This is a genomic window from Salipiger aestuarii (assembly GCF_003259905.1).
Taxonomy (GTDB): domain Bacteria; phylum Pseudomonadota; class Alphaproteobacteria; order Rhodobacterales; family Rhodobacteraceae; genus Salipiger; species Salipiger aestuarii.
Window position 1 is genome coordinate 54,721 of the sequence record NZ_QLMG01000021.1, and the last position, 19,067, is coordinate 73,787.

Below are 19,067 nucleotides of genomic sequence, written 5' to 3' on the forward strand. Positions count from 1 at the left end.
TTCGCCGCGCATCACATGAAGGACCGCTACGCCTGAATGACGGTTTTTATGTCTGCGCAAGTCGTTTCTGCCCCTCGTCAAGGCTGGTCTGCTCAATCTGTGCGCGGGCTCTGACCTTTCTGGGATTGAGCTGCCGCCTTCGCGATTTCCAGCTGCACAAACGCATCAGCAGCGGCCCGCTTCAGATCTGACGGTCCCGGCAGCTTGCCTGTCCCTCGTCGAGGATCGCACCGTTGCCGGCATCCTCGTAGCGCCAGTCATAGCCGGTCGCATTGAGACTCAGGCGCAGAAGCCCCCGCTGTCCGAAAGCAGCGGCCGCAGTTGTTGCCGACAGCGGATGCGCCCCGGATGTCTTTCCTCCCGTTCCGACGATGAAACTCGTCGTGCCATCCGGTGCGGCGTTGCCCTCGGCGTCGAGCGGCACCGTCCGTTCGTAGAAATGATTGTGCCCGTTCAGCACGAAGCTGGCCCCGGCGCGTTGCAGCCTTGCGAACAGCGCCTCGGCATTGCCGCGCCCCTTGCGTGGGTCGAGCGAATGGGCCGGGCGGTGATAGAAGGCCATGAGGCAGGCATCGGGGCGTTCCGCAAGCGCGGCCTCGAGCCACCTTGCCTGTGCCGAGCCCGCAGAGGCATCGACCTCGGAATTCAGCGACAGGATCAGCCAGTTGCCCGCCGTCACCGCGTAATATCCCCGCGCGTCCGGGCCTGCGCGGTCCTGCCAGTAGTCGTAGTACCCGAATGCGCCGGGCGTGTTGTATTCGTGGTTTCCCAGCGTCGGCAGGGTGCGGTTATAAAGCTGCGACCAGAGCGGATCGAAGCAATCCGCGAACTCGCCGGGCTTGCCGGAGCTGTAGACCAGGTCGCCGAGTGCCAGCACCGGCGCGGTGTCGGCCTTTGCCAGGGCCACCGCCGGAACGGCAGCGGCGCCTTCGGGGTCAAAGGGGCTGGGAAGCCCGAGCAAACGCGAAGTCACGGGGAAGGCGCTCGAAAGGCCGGGCGCTTCGGGGCAGTTGGCGATGTCGCCCATGGCGAGCAGCTCGAGCCTGCCGGTCGCCGGGTCAAAGGCACGGTCGATGGTCTGCTGCATCGGGCTGTCGCCCTCGGGGCCGCTCGCGGTGGCGCTGCGGACGAGGAGGCCCGCGTAGCCGATCCATTGCGATTCAAGCGCGGTCACCAGCAGCAGCGGCGCGACCAGGGCGGCGATCAGGGTGCGTTTCTTCATCTTTTTGTCCTGTGATCAGGGGCGCGCGATGAGCACGTCGGTGCCCGGCGCGGAGGTGAGGTTCGACAGCCCGGCAAGCGCGGGGATGCCCTGCGGCGCGGTGCCTTCGAAGGCCCAGGCGGTCAACGGCGCACCGTCGGGGCTTTGCCCGATGTTCCAGAGCCGCAGCGTGCTGGCGGGCGAAGGGCTGCGCAGCGTCGCCCCGGCGGGACGTGCGCCAAGGAAGGCTGGGGGCAGCATGGCGTCCGGTCGGGGCGCGTCGGTCAGTTCCTGCCGCAGCGCTGCGAGACCCGAGCCGAGGCCCGGCTGGGCGATCCCGGTCCAACCAGCCGACACGAGGCGGCGGGAGATGTCGGGGACGGAAGGCCCCTCGGAGACGATGCTCACCGGCGGCAGCAGCGCACCGTCCAGCGTGACGACCGCCTTGGGCAGCGTGCCATCGGCGAGGGCAGCGGCGCTGTCGGCGATGGTGACCGGCGGCACAGGGGGACGCGGAGCGGCGGCGGGGTGATCGTGGATCGCAAACCCTAGCGCCCCGGCGAGGCAGGCCGCCGTGACAAGCCCCGCAACCATCGGGCGAGCACTGCCGCGCTTGGGCCTTGTCGCGGCAAAGGCGGTGCCGATGACCAGCCAGATGCTGCCGATCACCCAGCCGTTCAGCACGTCCGACAGGTAATGCTCGATGAGGAAAAGCCGGGTGAAGCCGATCCCCGCAGCCATTGCTACGCCGAAGGTCACGGCCACGGTCGGCCCGATCACCTTCTCGCGCCAGAGCATCGCTGCCAGCGTGCCGTAAAGCGCCACCGAGATCGCCGCGTGGCCCGAGGGGAAGCTGTTCGAACTTTCGAGGATATAGGCCAGCGGCGGGCGCGCACGTCCGAAGGCCAGCTTCAGCACCGTGACCGTCGCGGCATTGCCCAGCACGGCGACCGCAAGGCCGATGGCGCTGGCGCGTCTGCCCCAGAGCGCAAGGCCCAGCACGGCACCGAGCGCGACCAGCGCCGCCACCGGGACGTGACCGGCCTGCGTCGCCCAGGCGGCAAGCGACAGCCCGCCCGGTGTCCAGAGCATGTGCATCAGGTTCGCAAATCGCTGGTCGAGCAGCGCGGTGCCCGGCACGAAGGCCAGGTCCAGCGCCCCATCGACGAAGACCCCCGCGAGGTAGAGGACAAGGACCACCGCCGCCGTGGTCAGCAGCGCCTTGCCCGGCGCAAGCCGCGCAGCGACGAAGGCGGCAAGGCGCGGATGGCGCAGCACCGGCGGCCAGGTGGCAAGCCTCCCGCGCACGGCTGCCGCCCAGCCGCTCAGCACCGGCCAGCCGCGCCGCAGGTGGTGGGTGACGATCCAAGTGAGCGCGGCCAGCGCCGCGAGCAGGCCCAGCGGCAGCAGCAGGCTCGGCAGCCAGGGCGAGATCCGCGCCAGCACGTCCCCCGCCACATAGCCCATCGCCACATGGCTCAGCGCATAGACCACGCCGCTCGCGATGTTCCAGCGGAGGAAGCGGCCCCGCTCCATCCCCGCCAGCGCGGCAGCCAGAGGCACGAACCCTGCTACCGGCCCGAGGAACCGGCCCAACACCAGCGCCATGCCACCGCGCCTGCGGATCAGCTCCTGCGCCCTAAGGAACGCCCCCGACCGCGGCAGGGTCACGCGGGTGCCGAGCCAGCGCCCGCTATGCCAGCCGATCTCGCCGCCGAGGATGGCGCCGATGCCGACGAACCAGCACAGGTCGATGAAATCCATGTGCCCGAGCCGCACCAGCGCGCCCCCGGCATCCACCACCAACGTGCCCGGTACGATCACCGAGGTAAGCCACCAGCCTTCGAGCAGGCTCGCCAGACCAACGATCCAGTAGGACCAGAAGCCGAAGGCGTCGAGCGTCGGCAGGATCTGCGAGGTCAATCCGTGCATGTCTTGAAATTCCGTCGAGAGAGAAGGGGCGACCCGCGACGGGGCCGCCCGAGGTGGGGCAGATCAGCGGCGCGGGTGCAGCGTCATGGCGGTGACGGTCGCGGCGATCACGCCCAGGAATCCGAGGCTGGTCGCCACCGTCCCGAAGCCAAGGCCGCCGTAGTCGACCGGCTGCGACAGCAGGTCTCCGAACGACGCGCCAAGCGGGCGGGTGAGGATGTAGACCAGCCAGAAGGCGAGGATCGCGTTGAGCCCGAGCAGGAAATACCCCAGCGCCAGCGAGATGATCACCGAGGCGAAAAGGATGCCGCTCGCAAGGTAGCCAAGGGCGAAATGCTCGGCCACGAGATCGCCTGCGGCGGTCCCGAGCGCAAAGGTCAGCAGGACGGCGACCCAGTAGAAGGCCTCGCGCACCGGGGTGTCGACATCATGGATCGACAAGGTGCGCTCTTCGCTCCACCAGAGGGCGAAGCAGGCCGCGAGCGCGCCGCTGAAGGCCAGCGTGCAGGTCACGAGGCTGACCCCGAGATTGTCGACGAGATTGTCGGTCAGCAGCGTGCCGACCACCGACACCAGCACCACGTTGAGCCAGTAGGTCCAGGGCACATACCGGCTGCGCGAGAATTGCAGCGCCAGCGTTCCCAGCAGGATCGCCGTCATCATCAGCGAGGTGTTGGTCAGCCCCAGCCCGAGGTTGACGTTGAGATAATCCGCCGCGGTCTCGCCCATGGTCACCGCCATGAGCTTGATCAGCCAAAAACCGGCATCGACCTCGGGCACCTTGTTGTCGGGTTTGGGCTGGCTGTGCGCCATCCGGGCATCGAGAGCGGTCATTTCGTCACCTTTGCGGGGGTCAGAAGGGCAAGGGCCTGCGCCGTGAAGGCATCGGCCCGGCGGTCGTCATCGGCGTTGCAGCGCTCGGTCGCCTTGGCTTGCAGGTCGCTGATCTGCTGCGCTGCACCGGAGGCACGCCCCGCGGCGAGGCCGTCGCGCAGGTCCGACAGCATGACCTCGCAGGGCAGCGCGGGGCCCGCCGCATCGGTCACGGCTATGCCGCCGATGGTTTGGGCTGCGCCCTCGGGCGTGGCCGCTCGCGTCGGATCGGCGAGCGTCGCGGACAGGTCGCTCAGCGCGGTCAGCACCCGCGCCCGATCGGGGGCTTTGTCCCGCAGCGCCGAGAAGGCCGCGTCGGCGCTGGCATCGACATTGCCCCAGAGCACCGGGGCCTGCGCCCGCAGCGCCTTGGCCCGGTCGTCCCATGCGGTTTCGAGATCGGTGATGCGCGTCTCGGCGGCGACGAGGTCGGTCTGCGCGAGGGTCTGCGTATCGGCGACAATGGCCTGCAACGCCGACAGATCGCCAAGGCCCTGCGCCGGGGCAAGGGTCGCGGTCTGCACGGTCGAATCTGCCGGAGCGACGACATAATGTTCGACGCCCGAAAAGACGGCCACCGGCAGCGCGATCGATGCGGTGGCAAGAAGAAGCTGTTTCATGGAGGGGGCCTCACCCGTTGAACTGGTGAGGCGGTTCTGCGCCCGGCATCCTGCCGTTGCCTGACCGCAAGATTGGGAAACCGTAATGTGACCGACCGGCGGATTACGGATAATCAATCCAGGCGTCATGACGCGCCATGACAGCCACGCCATCTGTTGGTCACGAGGACGCCGCATCCCGCAGCGACCACAACGGAGACAGACCCGATGAACCGCTTCATTCCCCTCGCCCTCATCCCCGCCACGCTGATCGCAGGCATCGCCGCCGCAGGCACGCCTCAGGCCGAGATGACCGACGCCCAGGAGGCCCAGGCCGCGCAGGCCAGCGGCATGACCCTGAACGCCGCCATCGACACCGCGCAGGGCAAAACCGGCGGCACGGCCATCAGCGCGGGCTGGGAAGACGACGACAATGGCCACTGGGGCTACGAGGTCGAGATCGCCGATGCCTCGAACAGCATCGAGACCTGGTTCGTAAACCCCGCCGACGGCACCGTCACCAAGGTGATGGAGACGCAGGACGACCACGAACAGGGCGACGATCACGAGGACGGCGAGCAGGATGACGACTGACATCGCGCTTCGCGTATTCTAAACCTTTCGGGCGGCAGGCATCTCCTGCCGCCCGTCATCCTTGGAGGCCCCATGCATATCCTCGTGATCGAAGACGATCCCACCACCGGCGATTACGTCGCCTCTGGCCTGCGCGCCGAGGGCCATGTGGTCGACCTTCTGGACAATGGGCGTGACGGGCTGATGCAGGCGATGACGGGGCGCTACGACGTGATGGTGCTCGACCGGATGGTGCCGGAGGTCGACGGCATGTCGATCCTGCGCACGCTGCGCGCGTCCAAGAACCCGGTACCGGTGCTGCTGCTGACCGCGCTCGGCGGGGTCGAGGACCGCATCGACGGGCTCACGGCCGGGGCGGACGATTACCTCGTGAAGCCTTTCGCCTTCGGCGAGCTGTCGGCCCGGCTGGCGGCGCTGGCCCGCAGGCCGCCGCCCTCGGACGAGCCGACGGTGCTGCGCGCGCGCGATCTCGAGATGAACCTGCTGACCCGCAAGGTGACGCGCGGCGGTGAGACGATCGAGCTGCAACCGCGCGAATTCGCCCTGCTGGAACACCTGCTGCGCCGCAAGGGGCGGGTGCAGACCCGGACCATGCTGCTCGAAGGCGTCTGGGACATCCATTTCGACCCACAGACCAATGTCGTTGAAAGCCACATGAGCCGGCTGCGCGCCAAGATCGACAAGCCCTTCGACGTCGCGCTGATCGAGACTCTGCGCGGCTCCGGCTACCGGATCTCCGAATGAGCCGGATGCGCTCCACGCCGCTCAAGCTGTCGGTGGTGCTGATCGCGGTGTTCACCGGCTTCATGACGGTGGGGCTCGCCGTCGCCTACGCGCTGATGCACGAGACGCTGAGCGCCGACATCGACCTGCGGGCCGATCAGGTCATCGCCGAGTTGGCCGCGATCCCCGAGGAGGACGAGCGGCTGGAACGCGCCGGAGAGATCGCCAGCGCCGCCGACCCTCGCGCCTTGCTGATCCGTTTCACGCTGGACGGCAATACCGTCGCCAACAGCCCTGACCTGCCCGACGGGGTGATTCACGAAGACGAGGTGCCGCTGCCCGAGCCGACCATCGCCGATAGCTACCTCGTGCGCCACGCCGATCTTGTGCCGGGGGTGCTGATGGTCGGCATCGGGCGCGACAGCCTGTCGGAGTTGGTCGAGACCTTCGTGTCGATCCTCGGCTTCGTGCTGCTGCCCGCGCTGACGCTGACCTCGGCCATCGGCATCGTGGTGGTGCGCCGCACCACGGCGCGCGTCGAGGCGATCCGGGGCACGCTGCACCGGCTCTCCGAAGGCGAGCTTGGTGCCCGCGTCTGTGCGCCGCATTCCGACACCGACCTCGGCGACATCGGGCGCGATCTCGACCGCATGGCCGAGGCGCAGGAGGCCGCGACCGGGGCGTTGCGCCAGATCGGCGCGGACATCGCCCATGATCTCAGGACACCGATCCAGCGCGTCGCCGTGCGGCTGGAACGGCTGGGCGATGCGGACCTGCCGGGCGCGGCCCGCGACCTGCTGGACCGGGCGCAGACGGAGACGGCACAGATCATCGCCACCTTCCAGTCGCTGCTTCAGATCGCCCAGCTTGAGGGAGGTCAGGGGCGCGACGGCTTCGGGCCGGTGGATCTTGCGGCGCTGATGCACGACATGACCGAAATCTATGAGACCTCCGCCGAGGATGCCGGAACGACGCTGACCTTGACCATCGACGACCCCTTGCCGGTGACCGGCGACCGCCACCTGCTGTCGCGCCTCATCGCCAACCTCATCGAGAATGCGCTGCGCCACGCCCCCGGCACGCCGATCCGGCTGTCCCTGGCGGGGAAGGTGCTAACGGTCGCCGACGGTGGGCCGGGCATCCCCGAAGGCAAGCGCGGGATCGTGCTGCGCCGCCTTGCCCGGCTCGAGGCCAGCCGCTCGACCCCCGGCTCGGGTCTGGGGCTGGCGATGGTCAAGGCGATCGCCGACCTGCACGGCGCCGATCTGACCCTCGGCGATGCTGCCCCCGGTCTGACGGTCCGCGTCAGTTTCCACGCATGAAAAAGGCCCGGCGGGAGGGAACACCGCCGGGCCTTTTCCCTGTTCCGGAGCCTCTCCGGATCAGATGGTCTCACGTCACCGGGCGCGCGGCCTCGGCGCGCAGTTCGGAGGCGCGGCGCTCTGCCTCGGCAAGGATCTGCGGCCCTGCCATGCGCACCGCCACTGAGATCACGAGGCCAAAGGCCAGCGCGACAGCCATCGCCACCAGCCCGAAGCCAAGCCCCACCACAACCACCAGCCCCACGAGAAGCTGAGCCATCCAGAGTTTCATCCGGTCCATGTCGGGTCTCCTTTCCCTTTCCGGTATGACAGACAGATAGGCCTCGCCCCATGTCGCTGCATGACCGCAGGATTGGAAAACCGTAATCTTGACCCGCCGCCGGAAAGATTACGAAATCCCAATGTCGGGCACAGGTTCGGCCAGACTTCTCCCGGCATCGGGGAGCGACCAGACAGCAGAGGGACGAAGACCCATGACCGATACCCCCCGAAACGAGCCCCGCTGGCACCGCGCAAGGCAGGTGCTGCCCTATGTGGTGACGCTCGCCCTGTTCGGGGCCGGTGGGTTCGCGCTCTATCACCTGCTCGCGCCGGTGGATCTGCGCAGCGTCGTGACGCAGGCGCGGGCAACGCCGTGGCATATTCTGGGGCTGGCGGTGCTGACCACCTTTGCAAGCTATGTCGCGCTGACCGGCTATGACCACTCCGCGCTGAAATACATCGGCAAGGAGCTGCCTGCGCCGACGGTGATGCTGGGCAGCTTCCTCGGTTACGCCTTCGGCAACACCATCGGTGCGGGTCCGATCACCGGAGGCGCGGTGCGCTACCGCATCTACTCGGCCCTGGGGCTGTCGGCCCAGGACATTGCGGCGATTGCCGCCTTTGCCTCGGTCGCCTTCGGGTTCGGGGCGACGATCATCGGCTTCGGGGCGCTGGCATGGCATCCGGGCGCGCTGGGGCATCTGCTGCCATTCGCTACCGGGACGATCCGGGTGGTGTCGCTTGCGGTGGTGATCCTGGCCACGGGGCTGCTGTTCCTGATGGCGCTCCGCCAGTCGCAGATCACCCTGCGCGGGGTCACCCTGCGCGCACCGGCGCCGAGGCTTATGGCGGCGCAGTTCTTCTATACCGCGGTCGACCTGCTGCTGGCGGCCTCGACGCTCTACCTGCTGCTGCCGCCGTCGGAGCTGGGCTTTGCCACCTTCCTCGCGGTCTATGCCGCCGCCGTCATGGCCGGAGTGCTGAGCCACGTCCCCGGCGGGGTCGGCGTGCTCGAGACAGTGGTGATCGCGGCGCTGCCCGCATCCGTCCCCGTAGAGCAGGCGGCGACGGGGTTGCTGCTCTACCGGCTGGTCTATTACCTGCTGCCCTTCGGCGTGGCGCTGGCCCTGCTGGCACTGACCGAGGCGCGCATGGCACGCGGACGCCTGGCCGGGCCGCTCGGCAGCGTCGCGAAATCGGTCAGCGCGCTGGTGCCGCTGGCAATGGCGGCGATGATGCTGGCCTCCGGTCTGCTGCTCATGGTGGCAAGCTTGCTGCCGCCCACCTCGGAGCTGGCCGAACAGCTCGAACTGCTCACCCCGCTGGCCATCGCCGAAGGCGGCGCTCTGCTCTCGAGCATCCTCGGCGCGGTGATGCTGGTGCTGGCGCACGGGCTGCTGCGCCGGGTGCAGGGCGCGTGGTGGCTGGCCATCCTGACCCTTGCCGGGGGCGTCGTTGCGAGTCTTGCCAACGGGCTCGACATCGAACGCGCGTTGCTTCTGGGCGCGGCGCTGCTGATCCTCTGGCCGACGCGGGCCGAGTTCTTCCGCACCACGCGGCTGACCCGTGATGCCCTCAGCCTGCGCTGGTCGCTGACGTTGGTGGCTCTTGCAGGGGCGCTGCTGGGGGTGCTGTTCTTTGCCCACAAGGCGACGCCCTACGCTCATGACCTCTGGTGGCAATTCGCCACCGATGCCGCCGCGCCGAGGGCGCTGCGTGCGGCGCTGGTCGGCACCGTGGTGCTGGCGCTGGCGCTGCTGGTCTTTGCGCTGCGGCCCGGACACCTGAGCCACGCCCTGCCCACCGCCGAAGAGCTCGAGACGGTCCGCGCCATTGTCGTGGCCCAGCCGGACCCCGAGGCCAACATTGCCCTCACCGGCGACAAGTGCCTGATGTTTTCGCACACCGGGCGCTCGGCCCTGATGTACCGCATCCGGGGGCGCAGTTGGATCGCGCTCCACGAGCCCTTCGGCGATCCCTCCGAGATCGCGGCGCTGGCGTGGGAGTTCCACGACGCCGCCCACGCCGCCAATGCCCGCCCAGTGTTCTATTCCGTGGGCACGGGGCTGATCCCGCTCTGGCTCGAGATGGGCATGGGGCTGGTCAAGATGGGCGAAGAGGCGGTGATCCCGCTCGGCGGCTTCAGCCTCGAGGGCGCGCATCGCAAGCGGCTGCGCACCTCTCACAACCGTGCGAAACGCGATGGCCTGAGCTTCGAGCTGCTGCAACCGCCTTTCGCAGAAGGGCTGATGGACGAGTTGCACGCCATTTCCGAGGCCTGGCTGACCGCGAAGACCGGCGGCGAGAAGGGCTTTTCCGTCGGTGCCTTCGATGCGGACCTGCTGTCACGAGCGCCGATCGCCGTGGTCCGTCACGAGGGGCGCATCGTCGCCTTTGCCAATCTGTGGCTGACGGACCGGCGCCAGGCGGCGACGCTCGACCTGATGCGTCATGTCGATGACGCGCCATCGGGAGTGATGGAGTTCCTCTTCACCGAGCTGCTGCTGCATTTCGCCGCCGAAGGCTATGCGGAGTTCAGCCTCGGCAATGCGCCGCTCTCGGGGCTCGAAGCCCGTCGCGGGGCGCGGCTCTCTGCCCGGCTCGGCGCGCTGGTCTACCGTCACGGGCGGCAGTTCTACAATTTCGAAGGCTTGCGTGCCTTCAAGGACAAATTCGACCCCGAATGGCGCCCGGTCTATGTCGCGGTGCCGCCAAGGGCCAACATCCTCGCCGTGGCAGCAGAAGTGACAAGCCTCGTCAGCGGCAGGGCAAGCGGGGAGACAGGCCATGCATTGTAATACGCTGGGGGAAGCCTGTGCCAGTGCCATGCGAGCTCAACATTGGCTGCAAATGCGCGTGATGGCCCGAGAGCAGCCATTCACGGGGGTATGAACGAAATGCCGATCCGGAGCGAAATGGACGGACATGCTGCTGGCGGGGCTCCCAAGCGGACCGGAAACGACCTGCGCATTGCTGCCGTTCGACCTGCCGTCGGCTGCGCATGCGGCGAACGGCAGGAAAGTCCGCACTGCAGACCTTTATCCTCCGAAAATGCTGCACGATGGACGAATGGCCGGTCTGGTGAAGCTGCACCGCAGCGCTCGGCCACGAGGCGAACGGCAGGTCAGGGCCGTTCACGTCGCTAGTATGCCGATCGGACCCCGCATGGCACATGCCTCTATCTTCGCTTGCAGCGAATGGCGACTTCGCTTCCGATCCCGAAACGGCTATGGAGCCGCGTATGGCAACACGTGGGGCGTTTGATCACACAGGAGGTGTACTTGCTGCGGAAACTCGCCCTCACGGTGGAGCCCGTTGACCGCGAGACGCTCCCGTCGCTGTTTTCGCGCATGGCAATCCTGAATGGAACCGACGCTGCCAACTTCGCCCTCGATCTCGGTACCACCTTTCGGCGTATCCTGGAGCAGGACGAAGAGGCTGTCGCGATTTTTGCAGAACGCGCAGGGCTGTCGGCCACGCAGCTCGCCGAAATGCTCTCCTGGACAGGTGAACGCATCGGAGACGTCCGGATGCGGTTTCGAAAGGAAGTCTTCGTCTCGCGGGCCCTGCGAAATCCGATCATTCGGGGCTGTCCACACTGCATGCGTGAGCAGGCAGCTGATCAGCCCCATCCGTTGCGGCACATTGCCTTGCGGGGCGACTGGCTGTGCAGAGGTGTTGATATTTGCCACCGTCACCACCATCCGCTGGTTCCCTTATGGTCCAGCGCGCGCCCGATCGAACGGGATGATATCGGGGCGAGATTGGCGGAAATCCTGCCAGACCTGCGAGCAGGATCATTCGACTGCGCTTACATTGATCCCACCGACTATGACCTTTGGCTTGATAAGCGTCTCTCGCAGGGTATCGCGGCGGACGACACTTGGCTGGCCTCACAGCCGGTGTTTCCGGCGATCACACTCTGCGAGTTCATCGGTGCCGCCTTGCTGCGCAAACAGGGCGAGGCCCCGGGCGATCGGCGCGCCAAGGCCACGGGCTTTGCCTTTGTCTCGCATGGCCCTGATGGGATCCGAGCGGCTTTGGACATCCTGATGCGGTCGCAGGACGGCGGCCACATCGTGACGCAGGGCGAATTGGGTCCGCTCTTCAAGCATCTCAAGGGCATCTATCTTGATGACGATGCCTTCGCGGGGTTTCGCGGGATCCTGCGTGACTATTTTCTGGAAATCTGGCCGTTGGCGCCAGGTGATGACCTTCTCGGGCAGGCCGTGACAGAGCGGCGCCTCCACTCCCTCACGTCCGCATCCAAGGAAACCGGCATCGGCCCGGCTGTTCTGAATGATTTCCTGACAGAAGCAGGCGCGCTTGCGCCCAATGACGCGCGTGTCGATGCCCGCAAGACCTTTGATGCGAAAGCCTGGCAGCACATTCTCGATGAAATCCCGACATTGGTCGGCCCAATTGCGCTGCGACGGGCCATCGGCGCGACCCTGGCCGAATTGAACGGGTTGAAGGCAGACGGTGTCCTCGTCCCGAGGACCAACGTCGCAACGATCAAATCGCCTTGGCGGATTGTGGATGGCCAAGCTCTTCTTGAGGAGTTGGAGGCCTACGCGCAGCCGGTTGCTCCAAAAGAGCCAGGGTGGGAGACGATCCAACGCGTTCACAAGCGGCTGGACCTTCCTGTTGGCGGGATCATTGCGGCCATCCGGACGGGTGCCTTGCGCCCTGGTCAGCATCCTGATGTGGTCGGTTACCACGGGCTTGTGGTGAAAATCAGTGAGGTTGCTGCGTTCAAGGCGAAGGTCGCGCCGAAGCGCAAGCCATCGACCAACCAGGGAGAGATGACCGCAGCCGTCTTCGCCCGGTCGGCGGGTATTCGGGGAAAAGGTAAATTCCTGGCTCTGATCGAAGGTGGTCACACGCCTGCGACGTTGGTTTTGAATCCTACGACCAGGCGTCGGGAATGGCGCATGAGCCAGGGCGACATCGCTGCGTTTGAGACCAACTACACGACACCATCGATGCTGTCGGCCGAAACCGGTGCGCATTTGAACACGATTCGGGCCGTTCTGCAGAGCGAGCGGGTCCAGCCGTTCCGACCAAACGGCTTGGATGTCGGACCGGTCTATCTTCGCAACGCTGTTGAGCCGGTTGTGGCACTCCTGAAATCTCAAGAAGGAAAGTGACCCCTAGCCACGGGATATGCTGAAATACCGTTCCATCCCAGTCAGCTAGAAGAAACCTTCGACACCGCAGCCCAAGCCTCTTGACAGGGGGTGTGCATGAAAACCGCCAAAACGTGCAAGCTTATGCTTCATTGGCAATAGTCAGAGAAAGCAGATGAATGCGCAAAATCAATCACTTCCGATTCGGCGCCAGGAATCCATAAATATTTTCAACAACTTGACGGACGCGACTTCCGGGTTGAAAGCATAAACCTGCGCAGAAACCAAAAACCTGCGCAGCATCAGCAGCTTAGCTGGTGCGGGCATCCGGGCGCCAGCATTTAGGCATGAAAAAACCCGCGCCGAAGCGCGGGTTTCTCAAAGACTGAATTGTCCTGGAAGATCAGGTGCCGATGGCGGCCCGGAACGGCTTGTCCCTCCGGAACATCCTCTCGTAGCTGTCATGCGTGAACGGCGTCGCTAGCTGGTTCATTCCGGTTTTCTCGCACCAGGCCGCCACGAAATCCGACCGCGCAACCACCCCTTCCCTCCTGGCAACGGCAAGCGCCACGGCATCGACGACCATGTCAATGACCAGGCCCCACCTGAAAGCGCCGGCAGTCGCAAGGCGGTGCAGGAAATCTCCCGTCGGCAGGCTAGCGTCGACATCGAGCCCCGCGCTGATGGCGTAGCTCCCGACGATTTCATTGAGGGTTTCGTAGTCCTGCGCTGGATGCCCTGGCGCACTGCTCAGATCGATTTCCTGGAACTCGATCCTGGTCATCAGCCGATCGAGCTGTGGCTCGCGTTGCACGTAGTCTCCCAGTTCCGGAACACCCGAAAGGATCAACATGAGGGGCCAGTCGTGTGACTTCATGAGCGTCTTGAACGCATCCAGGACGCTCAGAACCTCGGCATCCGACTTTCCGCGCATGATATGCTGGGCCTCGTCATAGTAGATCCCGATGACGCCCTGGAGCTTGGCCTGCTTGATGACCAAATCCCAGATTTCAAACTGCGTCCGGCGGGTCTTGTTCGTAATCGGATAGCCCAAGGCGTGCAGGGTCTTGCGGCCAAGGTCCTTCCAGCTCCCTTTCGCCTCAAGCACGCAACTTGCAAACCTCGCCTGCTTGCCGTCCGGCATGGGAACAGCACTCTTGTTGAACCGGTCCAGCATGTCCGAGATCTCGGCTGTCTTGCCCGAACCGGACAGCCCCGTCACAAGGAGGCTACGTGCCTCGAAGCCCTTCCCGGACCGCAGACGCCCCAAGTGGCGACTGAAGAGCTGCGCGAAGGTCTGCTGAAGTTCCTCGCCCCTGGCGAGCGGGAAATGACGCTGCGCCAAGTCCGCATTCAGGTTTGCCAACGAGGGAATGATGAAGGGGTTGGTCACAATTTGCTATCCTTGATGGGGCCGAAGGTCATGGCCTTGATGTCGTCTGGGTCTGGCGCCGAAGTTGCCCCCGTCTCTGGGGGCCAATCCGCCTGTCCAGCGAACCGCGGCGACGATGTACTCGCCCTGGGAGGCGTCGAAGCGGATGGCGGTTTAAACGGAGCCGTACCGGCTGGGCGTGCCGGCACCACACCCGACGTGCGGCCCCTGCTCATGAGCTGCCCGGGAGCAGCAGTGGCGCCGATGTAGGCGGCGGGGCGCGTTTCGACCTGAAGCAGTTCGCTTGCGCGAGCCTCGAGTTGCGCGAGTGTCTGGTAGCTCGACGGATCGCGTGAATCCGGGAAGAAGCCGGAGTCGCGTGCGCGACGCGCGCGAGCTTCTCTCAAATGTCGGTCGTGCAGCTCACGCAGCGTCGGGTTGGATCTCGACGCTGCCTCCATGATCTCAATGGCCTCCTCGAGCGATTGGTCTTTGAAGACAGTCATGCTCAGCTCTGCCTCCATGACCTCCTCCACTCCCTCGGCGGTGACATAGACCTTGCGGAGGTCGTCGGGGTCGAGATGAACCGTAACCCGCTTGGACTTGCCATCATCGAAGCGCACGAGCTGGCTCGAATTGAAAGGGATGTTGAAGGCTCGAACACCATCAGAAGTCGTGGTCGCAATGACCTTGGCGCCAAGATGGAGACACCTGTCACGCTGGGAGGGCGCCTCGATAGAGCCATATAGCTTCTGCGCCTCTTCCCGCTTTTGGCGTGGGGTCGCCCCGTTCATCCCGGTGCCGCGATGCGGTCGGAAGGGATACTCGTCGATGAAATATCGCGTGATGATGCCGTAAAGCTGGTCATGGCTGAGCTTGGCAGAGTTCTTTGGGTCGTACCCGGTCAACTCACCAGGACGACTGCCCGTGTACCCCGGCAGGGTATTGAGCACCTGCCACTGCAGTGTGCCGAACACCCGTTCGACCACTTGCTTATCCAGAGGCTGGTAAGCACGCGCAGTCATGACGGTCATGCCCATGCCAAGCTGGCTGGCGTAGACATCGGCATTTCGAGTGGCGGTACCATTGTCGGCTAGGCTGAGGCCGAGCCGCACGGGCGGCACTGGCTCCTGCTTGCATCCGTAGCGGATCTTTTCCTTGGTCTTGTCCCGCGTCGCCATCCGAAGCAGCGCTTTGGTATGGTCGGCGTCTGCTGTCTTGGAGATAACCCAACCAAGCACCTCGCGGGTCGCCACGTCGATGATCAGGTGAAGCCAGCAGCGTCGGACCTCGTTGTCCGCGAGCTCTTGTGGTGCCTGCTTGGGATCGATCACCTTCGCTCTCACGACGCCGTCGCCAGAGGTGAAGATCGACAGCAGGCACTGATCGGTTTCGAACTTCTCGCCGAAGGCCAGGGCGCGCACGTCTGTTGAACCGGGCCCCTTTACGTTCGTCGCGTGCCGCTTGCCGCTCCGACCGATAACGCGCACGACTTCCGAGATGGCCTTGATCCTGCTTCGGATCGTCGTGATCGTCGGAAAGCTGATACATTGCGCGATCTCCTGGGGAGAGCGGTGAAATTCCTCCTTCGCCTGCGCGTAGAGTTCGGCCAGCTTCGGCTTCTGTGGAACTAGCCAACAATCCACCACGAAGCTGATGAACCGCTCCTGCCAATCCCAGAGCCTGGGTTCCCGGCGTCCCTTCTTATGGTCGCGGTCGGCCAGAACCACCGGGTTGCGATCGAAGCGATGATAGACATCATAATAGCTGGCGAGAGTACGCCCCTGAGGAACATCAAAGCCGGCGGCCAACTTTCCGCCCCGTCGAGTTCTGAGGAAATTGAAACCGGGTGCGATCCTGTCAGCTCGCTCCAGCACAAGACGGCGATGCTTCCCGGCCTTGTCCATGGAGCGCTGGGTAAGTTTTTCACCTTCTTCACGTAGCGCGTCCTGGGCCAACACGAGGGCCAGGCGGCCCTGGACGATACGCTGGGTTTCTTCCGGAAACTGCTCCACGCGTTCAATGCCGCCGGTGTACTCCAGAAGGGCATACCTCTTCTCTGCATCCGCCGGCTTAGTCACTTCGCAATCCCGCGCCCGGATTGCGTCGTCGACCCGTTCAGCCGTCAGGTTAAAACACTCACCGCTGTCGAGACACTGCACCGCGTAGCCGCTCTCCTCGCGAACCGACACCATCAGTTCGCGACCATCCAGCTTCAGGATGGATCCTTTGGGGATGTTGTAGAGCGGCTGCGAAGTCATGCGTTCAGCGCGACCCGGGAGGGGTAATCAATGACCCCATGCATGTCCGTCCAGAACACATTCTGGCCGATGAGCCGCATCGCCGCCTGGTAGCAGCGACCCGGCTCGAAGTCGCAATTCGCGATCAGATCGCTCAGGTACCAGTAGCTGGTATTGCGTGCGGCATCCTCGACGATCTTGTCAGCTTCGGTATCTCCAAGCTGCAGGTAGTCCCAGATACGGCGAATGTTGTCGCGATAGGCCCGCGTATAATCATCCGTGCAGACGACCATGCAGTCGTCAGCGAAGTCCTCGGTCACTGCGGCGAAGATGTCGTCGATCTCATCCTGGGTTTCGCGCTTCGCCAAGCTCGTCGCGTTGCGCACGAAGACCGCACGCCGGTACCCATCCTTGAAGGTCAGCCGCAAATCGAAATGATGGGGGTACATCCCCCTCTGGCGACGGCAATAATAATAAACGGGGGCAAGCTGCACTTCCAGGCCATAGAATTCAGGGCTGCGAAGGGCATCCAGGGTGACGGCGTATTCGGACTCGCCATCGAAATGGTAAAGCTGCCGGATACCGCCGGTCATCGGCGTTGCCAAAGCTGTCGACACCCGCTTGACCGTGTCGCTGCGCGTCAAGGGATTTCGGTCACCTGCATAGGGCAGAACCCCATGGATCGGTGCCACCACAAGGGCGGGCTGTTCCTTCTTGGGTGCCGGTTGGTCCTGCAACCAGTCTTCGTAATTCGACATGCCGTCTCCGTTCCCGGAAACGAGGCGTTTCCGGGGTAGTCATCTTTTCATCCGGGAGCTCAGACCGCGCTTGCCCGGGCCGTTTTCGGCCTCTAGCTTGGCAAGTGATACACGGGCGATCTTTGCCCCAACTTCTAGGCGCGCACCCCAGGGTGCGCGTTTTCTTTTGCGCAGGACGTGGCCCTCATGGACCGCCGACCTTGCACAAGGGGAAGGTCCGCGAATCCGCTGAAAATCCAAAACAGAAAAATGCGCCCGGCCTTGAAGGCCCTTGCCGAAGTGGAGTCAACCCACTGAAAATGCGAAAAAATATCCTCTGAATTTTCTTCAGGCGACCACTTCAGCAGCCATCAGCGTCACGTCCCCGGAGTCGGCGCGACGATGGTGGGCATGTTCTCGCAACGTGGTGAGCAGGATCGCGCGAGAAGAAAATTGCCACGCCCCCCGCGAGCTATCAGCCGGGGCGCAATTGCGATGGCGACCAGATCTCGCGCTAGTTGCACGCAGTGCCGCTGTCGTTGCTGCCGCAACAAGTCGCCCACCCAGGTCGCCAACGACGGGCGAGTCGATGAGCGAGGAAAGTCCGGAGGTTTGAAGATCGGGCAGTTTGTAGCCATTGTGGGAACAAACTCGCTCGATGGTAAACTCGACGCCCTATGCGTTTCTTGCGAAGTGGCCTGATTGGCGGCTGAAACTGCAAGATGCAGCCGTTCGCCAAGCACGAGGTTAGATGAACTGCAGGACGCTAACGACGCAGATCGCCGTGTACACCGGGCCTTTGTGGAATTTCTCTGCAAATGCATACGCATACCTACCGTGACACGGAAGTGGACATTCCGCCAGGCTGGCGCCGCCGAGCCATGCGTATCCGACACAGAGGGCGGCGCGGCTTACACCGCTTGGACACTGCCCTACTCAAGAATGAAACGGGAGCACAAAGAGATTCCAATGTTTCGTCCATGTTCAACCAAAAAGCGATTGGTAAGGGCTTTGCCATGACATATGATCTCGAAAATGCTTTGATTTTTGAAGGATGAACAGTGGTTTCTAGCGGCTCTCAGGGCACACTTTTTGACGAGCGATTTTTAGGTAAGTATGCGGGATCAATCATATCAGACCCGACTACTGCCTTGGTGGAATTGGTAGCGAACGCTTGGGATGCATACGCAACCGAAGTAAGCATTCAATGGCCAGATTTTTCATCTAAGACGCCATTCACTATACGTGACAATGGGTCAGGAATGACGAGAAACGAGTTCTCTACACGTTGGCGGACCCTGGACTACGACAGAACAACTCATCAAGGTGATATTGCAGAGCCACCCCAGAATCTAAAAAATGCACGACCTCGGCGTGTTTATGGACACAACGGTAGAGGACGCCACGCAGCTTTCCACTTCTCTTCACCCTATCGCGTCATTACCATAAAAGATGGCGTCAGATGCGTATTTGATGTTTCTCAGGGCGTCCGAAATCCGATTGAAGTCGAGTTGATCGAAGAGACAAAGGGCGATTTTCCAAATGGCACCGAAATCGTCGCGCTCGGAACCTTGCGAAGCACATTTTCACCTGCGGACGTGCGTTCCGTATTGAGCACTCGATTTCTTCTGGATCCAAGCTTCAAAGTCGATGTGGATGGTATTGCCGTTTCGTTCGAAGACGTGCCGACCAACCTTCTCAAGGATGTGTCGGTAGAGGTTGCCGACTACGGCACTGCAAAGCTGCGCGTCTTAGTGTCCATCCGGGAACATCTTGAATCTTTGGAATCACTTGTGAATCCTTGGCGGAGGCAAGGTTTTGCAGGAGCTTTTGGATGTGGACCAACGAGAACCGCGGTCGTTATGATCGCAGTGGACTGCGCTATCCCAGCGATTTGACGGACGAGGAATGGGGGATCATTTCTCCGCTGATCCCGCCCGCGAAGCGGGGCGGCAACAAGCGGACGGTCGTGATGCGGGAGGTCGTCAACGGGCTGATGTATATTCTCGGCACCGGATGCCAGTGGGCTGCGCTGCCGAAGGACTTGCCGCCGCGCAGCACGGTAAACGACTATTTCTGCCGCT

The 19,067-nt window shown here is 64.0% G+C and carries 15 protein-coding genes; 7 read left to right on the forward strand and 8 right to left on the reverse strand.

The annotated features are described in order from the left end of the window. Nucleotides 1-181: 181 nt before the first annotated feature. From ATI53_RS12315 to ATI53_RS23610, 4 genes are all read right to left on the reverse strand, one after another. The gene (locus ATI53_RS12315; RefSeq protein ID WP_111550516.1) at nucleotides 182-1,222 is read right to left on the reverse strand and encodes a metallophosphoesterase family protein; all 1,041 of its coding nucleotides are present in this window, start codon (nucleotides 1,220-1,222) and stop codon (nucleotides 182-184) included. Between the two features lie 15 nt (nucleotides 1,223-1,237). Continuing rightward, nucleotides 1,238-3,133 (reverse strand): phosphatase PAP2 family protein, encoded by a 1,896-nt coding sequence (locus tag ATI53_RS12320; RefSeq protein ID WP_111550517.1) that lies wholly within the window; start codon nucleotides 3,131-3,133, stop codon nucleotides 1,238-1,240. A gap of 63 nt (nucleotides 3,134-3,196) precedes the next feature. After that, the gene (locus tag ATI53_RS12325; protein ID WP_205912141.1) at nucleotides 3,197-3,967 is read right to left on the reverse strand and encodes a COG4705 family protein; all 771 of its coding nucleotides are present in this window, start codon (nucleotides 3,965-3,967) and stop codon (nucleotides 3,197-3,199) included. Then, nucleotides 3,964-4,626 carry a hypothetical protein gene (locus tag ATI53_RS23610; protein ID WP_205912140.1) on the reverse strand — a complete coding sequence of 221 codons (663 nt, stop codon included), beginning with the start codon at nucleotides 4,624-4,626 and terminating at the stop codon, nucleotides 3,964-3,966. The genes ATI53_RS12325 and ATI53_RS23610 overlap by 4 nt, the downstream gene beginning before the upstream one ends. A 207-nt stretch (nucleotides 4,627-4,833) precedes the next feature. On the opposite strand from ATI53_RS23610, the gene ATI53_RS12335 reads away from it, so the two are divergent. From ATI53_RS12335 to ATI53_RS12345, 3 genes are all read left to right on the forward strand, one after another. Then, nucleotides 4,834-5,199, forward strand: coding sequence for a PepSY domain-containing protein (locus ATI53_RS12335; RefSeq protein WP_111550518.1), 366 nt, complete (start codon nucleotides 4,834-4,836; stop codon nucleotides 5,197-5,199). A 72-nt stretch (nucleotides 5,200-5,271) separates the two neighbouring features. Next, the gene (locus ATI53_RS12340; RefSeq protein WP_111550519.1) at nucleotides 5,272-5,943 is read left to right on the forward strand and encodes a winged helix-turn-helix domain-containing protein; all 672 of its coding nucleotides are present in this window, start codon (nucleotides 5,272-5,274) and stop codon (nucleotides 5,941-5,943) included. Further along, the gene (locus ATI53_RS12345; RefSeq protein WP_111550520.1) at nucleotides 5,940-7,244 is read left to right on the forward strand and encodes a sensor histidine kinase; all 1,305 of its coding nucleotides are present in this window, start codon (nucleotides 5,940-5,942) and stop codon (nucleotides 7,242-7,244) included. Before ATI53_RS12340 ends, ATI53_RS12345 begins: the two co-directional genes overlap by 4 nt. 70 nt (nucleotides 7,245-7,314) lie before the next feature. On the opposite strand, the gene ATI53_RS12350 is transcribed toward ATI53_RS12345, so the two are convergent. Further along, nucleotides 7,315-7,524: a hypothetical protein gene (locus ATI53_RS12350; RefSeq protein ID WP_111550521.1), complete on the reverse strand. Its 210-nt coding sequence runs from the start codon at nucleotides 7,522-7,524 to the stop codon at nucleotides 7,315-7,317. Nucleotides 7,525-7,717: 193 nt separating this feature from the next. Here ATI53_RS12350 and mprF point away from each other — a divergent pair, with 193 nt between their 5' ends. Both mprF and ATI53_RS12360 read left to right on the forward strand, forming a co-directional pair. Next, nucleotides 7,718-10,303 carry a bifunctional lysylphosphatidylglycerol flippase/synthetase MprF gene (gene mprF / locus ATI53_RS12355; protein ID WP_111550522.1) on the forward strand — a complete coding sequence of 862 codons (2,586 nt, stop codon included), beginning with the start codon at nucleotides 7,718-7,720 and terminating at the stop codon, nucleotides 10,301-10,303. A 483-nt stretch (nucleotides 10,304-10,786) separates the two neighbouring features. Next, a complete protein-coding gene (locus ATI53_RS12360) occupies nucleotides 10,787-12,655 on the forward strand; it encodes a TniQ family protein (protein ID WP_170134569.1) in 1,869 nt (622 codons plus the stop codon). Nucleotides 12,656-13,037: 382 nt separating this feature from the next. On the opposite strand, the gene ATI53_RS12365 is transcribed toward ATI53_RS12360, so the two are convergent. Genes ATI53_RS12365 through ATI53_RS12375 form a run of 3 tightly spaced genes read right to left on the reverse strand, consistent with a single transcriptional unit; the run spans nucleotide 13,038 to nucleotide 17,004 of the window. Continuing rightward, the gene (locus ATI53_RS12365; RefSeq protein ID WP_111550524.1) at nucleotides 13,038-14,027 is read right to left on the reverse strand and encodes an ATP-binding protein; all 990 of its coding nucleotides are present in this window, start codon (nucleotides 14,025-14,027) and stop codon (nucleotides 13,038-13,040) included. Further along, entirely contained in the window at nucleotides 14,024-16,267 is a 2,244-nt protein-coding gene (locus ATI53_RS12370; protein WP_111550525.1) for a TnsB C-terminal domain-containing protein, read from the reverse strand. The genes ATI53_RS12365 and ATI53_RS12370 overlap by 4 nt, the downstream gene beginning before the upstream one ends. After that, nucleotides 16,264-17,004, reverse strand: coding sequence for a hypothetical protein (locus ATI53_RS12375; RefSeq protein ID WP_111550526.1), 741 nt, complete (start codon nucleotides 17,002-17,004; stop codon nucleotides 16,264-16,266). The genes ATI53_RS12370 and ATI53_RS12375 overlap by 4 nt, the downstream gene beginning before the upstream one ends. Nucleotides 17,005-18,044: 1,040 nt before the next feature. On the opposite strand from ATI53_RS12375, the gene ATI53_RS12380 reads away from it, so the two are divergent. Both ATI53_RS12380 and ATI53_RS12385 read left to right on the forward strand, forming a co-directional pair. Further along, a complete protein-coding gene (locus ATI53_RS12380) occupies nucleotides 18,045-18,881 on the forward strand; it encodes an ATP-binding protein (RefSeq protein WP_111550527.1) in 837 nt (278 codons plus the stop codon). Further along, the coding region (locus ATI53_RS12385) for a transposase (RefSeq protein WP_146609916.1) at nucleotides 18,818-19,067 on the forward strand (250 nt) is incomplete at its 3' end. The genes ATI53_RS12380 and ATI53_RS12385, both read left to right, overlap by 64 nt.

What these genes read in the sequence shown, in the direction of transcription:
- ATI53_RS12315 (WP_111550516.1), bottom strand. Translation starts at nt 1,222, where the DNA reads ATGAAGAAACGCACCCTGATCGCCGCCCTGGTCGCGCCGCTGCTGCTG.
- ATI53_RS12345 (WP_111550520.1), top strand. Translation starts at nt 5,940, where the DNA reads ATGAGCCGGATGCGCTCCACGCCGCTCAAGCTGTCGGTGGTGCTGATC.
- ATI53_RS12340 (WP_111550519.1), top strand. Translation starts at nt 5,272, where the DNA reads ATGCATATCCTCGTGATCGAAGACGATCCCACCACCGGCGATTACGTC.
- ATI53_RS23610 (WP_205912140.1), bottom strand. Translation starts at nt 4,626, where the DNA reads ATGAAACAGCTTCTTCTTGCCACCGCATCGATCGCGCTGCCGGTGGCC.
- mprF (WP_111550522.1), top strand. Translation starts at nt 7,718, where the DNA reads ATGACCGATACCCCCCGAAACGAGCCCCGCTGGCACCGCGCAAGGCAG.
- ATI53_RS12350 (WP_111550521.1), bottom strand. Translation starts at nt 7,524, where the DNA reads ATGGACCGGATGAAACTCTGGATGGCTCAGCTTCTCGTGGGGCTGGTG.
- ATI53_RS12375 (WP_111550526.1), bottom strand. Translation starts at nt 17,004, where the DNA reads ATGTCGAATTACGAAGACTGGTTGCAGGACCAACCGGCACCCAAGAAG.
- ATI53_RS12370 (WP_111550525.1), bottom strand. Translation starts at nt 16,267, where the DNA reads ATGACTTCGCAGCCGCTCTACAACATCCCCAAAGGATCCATCCTGAAG.
- ATI53_RS12325 (WP_205912141.1), bottom strand. Translation starts at nt 3,967, where the DNA reads ATGACCGCTCTCGATGCCCGGATGGCGCACAGCCAGCCCAAACCCGAC.
- ATI53_RS12320 (WP_111550517.1), bottom strand. Translation starts at nt 3,133, where the DNA reads ATGCACGGATTGACCTCGCAGATCCTGCCGACGCTCGACGCCTTCGGC.
- ATI53_RS12335 (WP_111550518.1), top strand. Translation starts at nt 4,834, where the DNA reads ATGAACCGCTTCATTCCCCTCGCCCTCATCCCCGCCACGCTGATCGCA.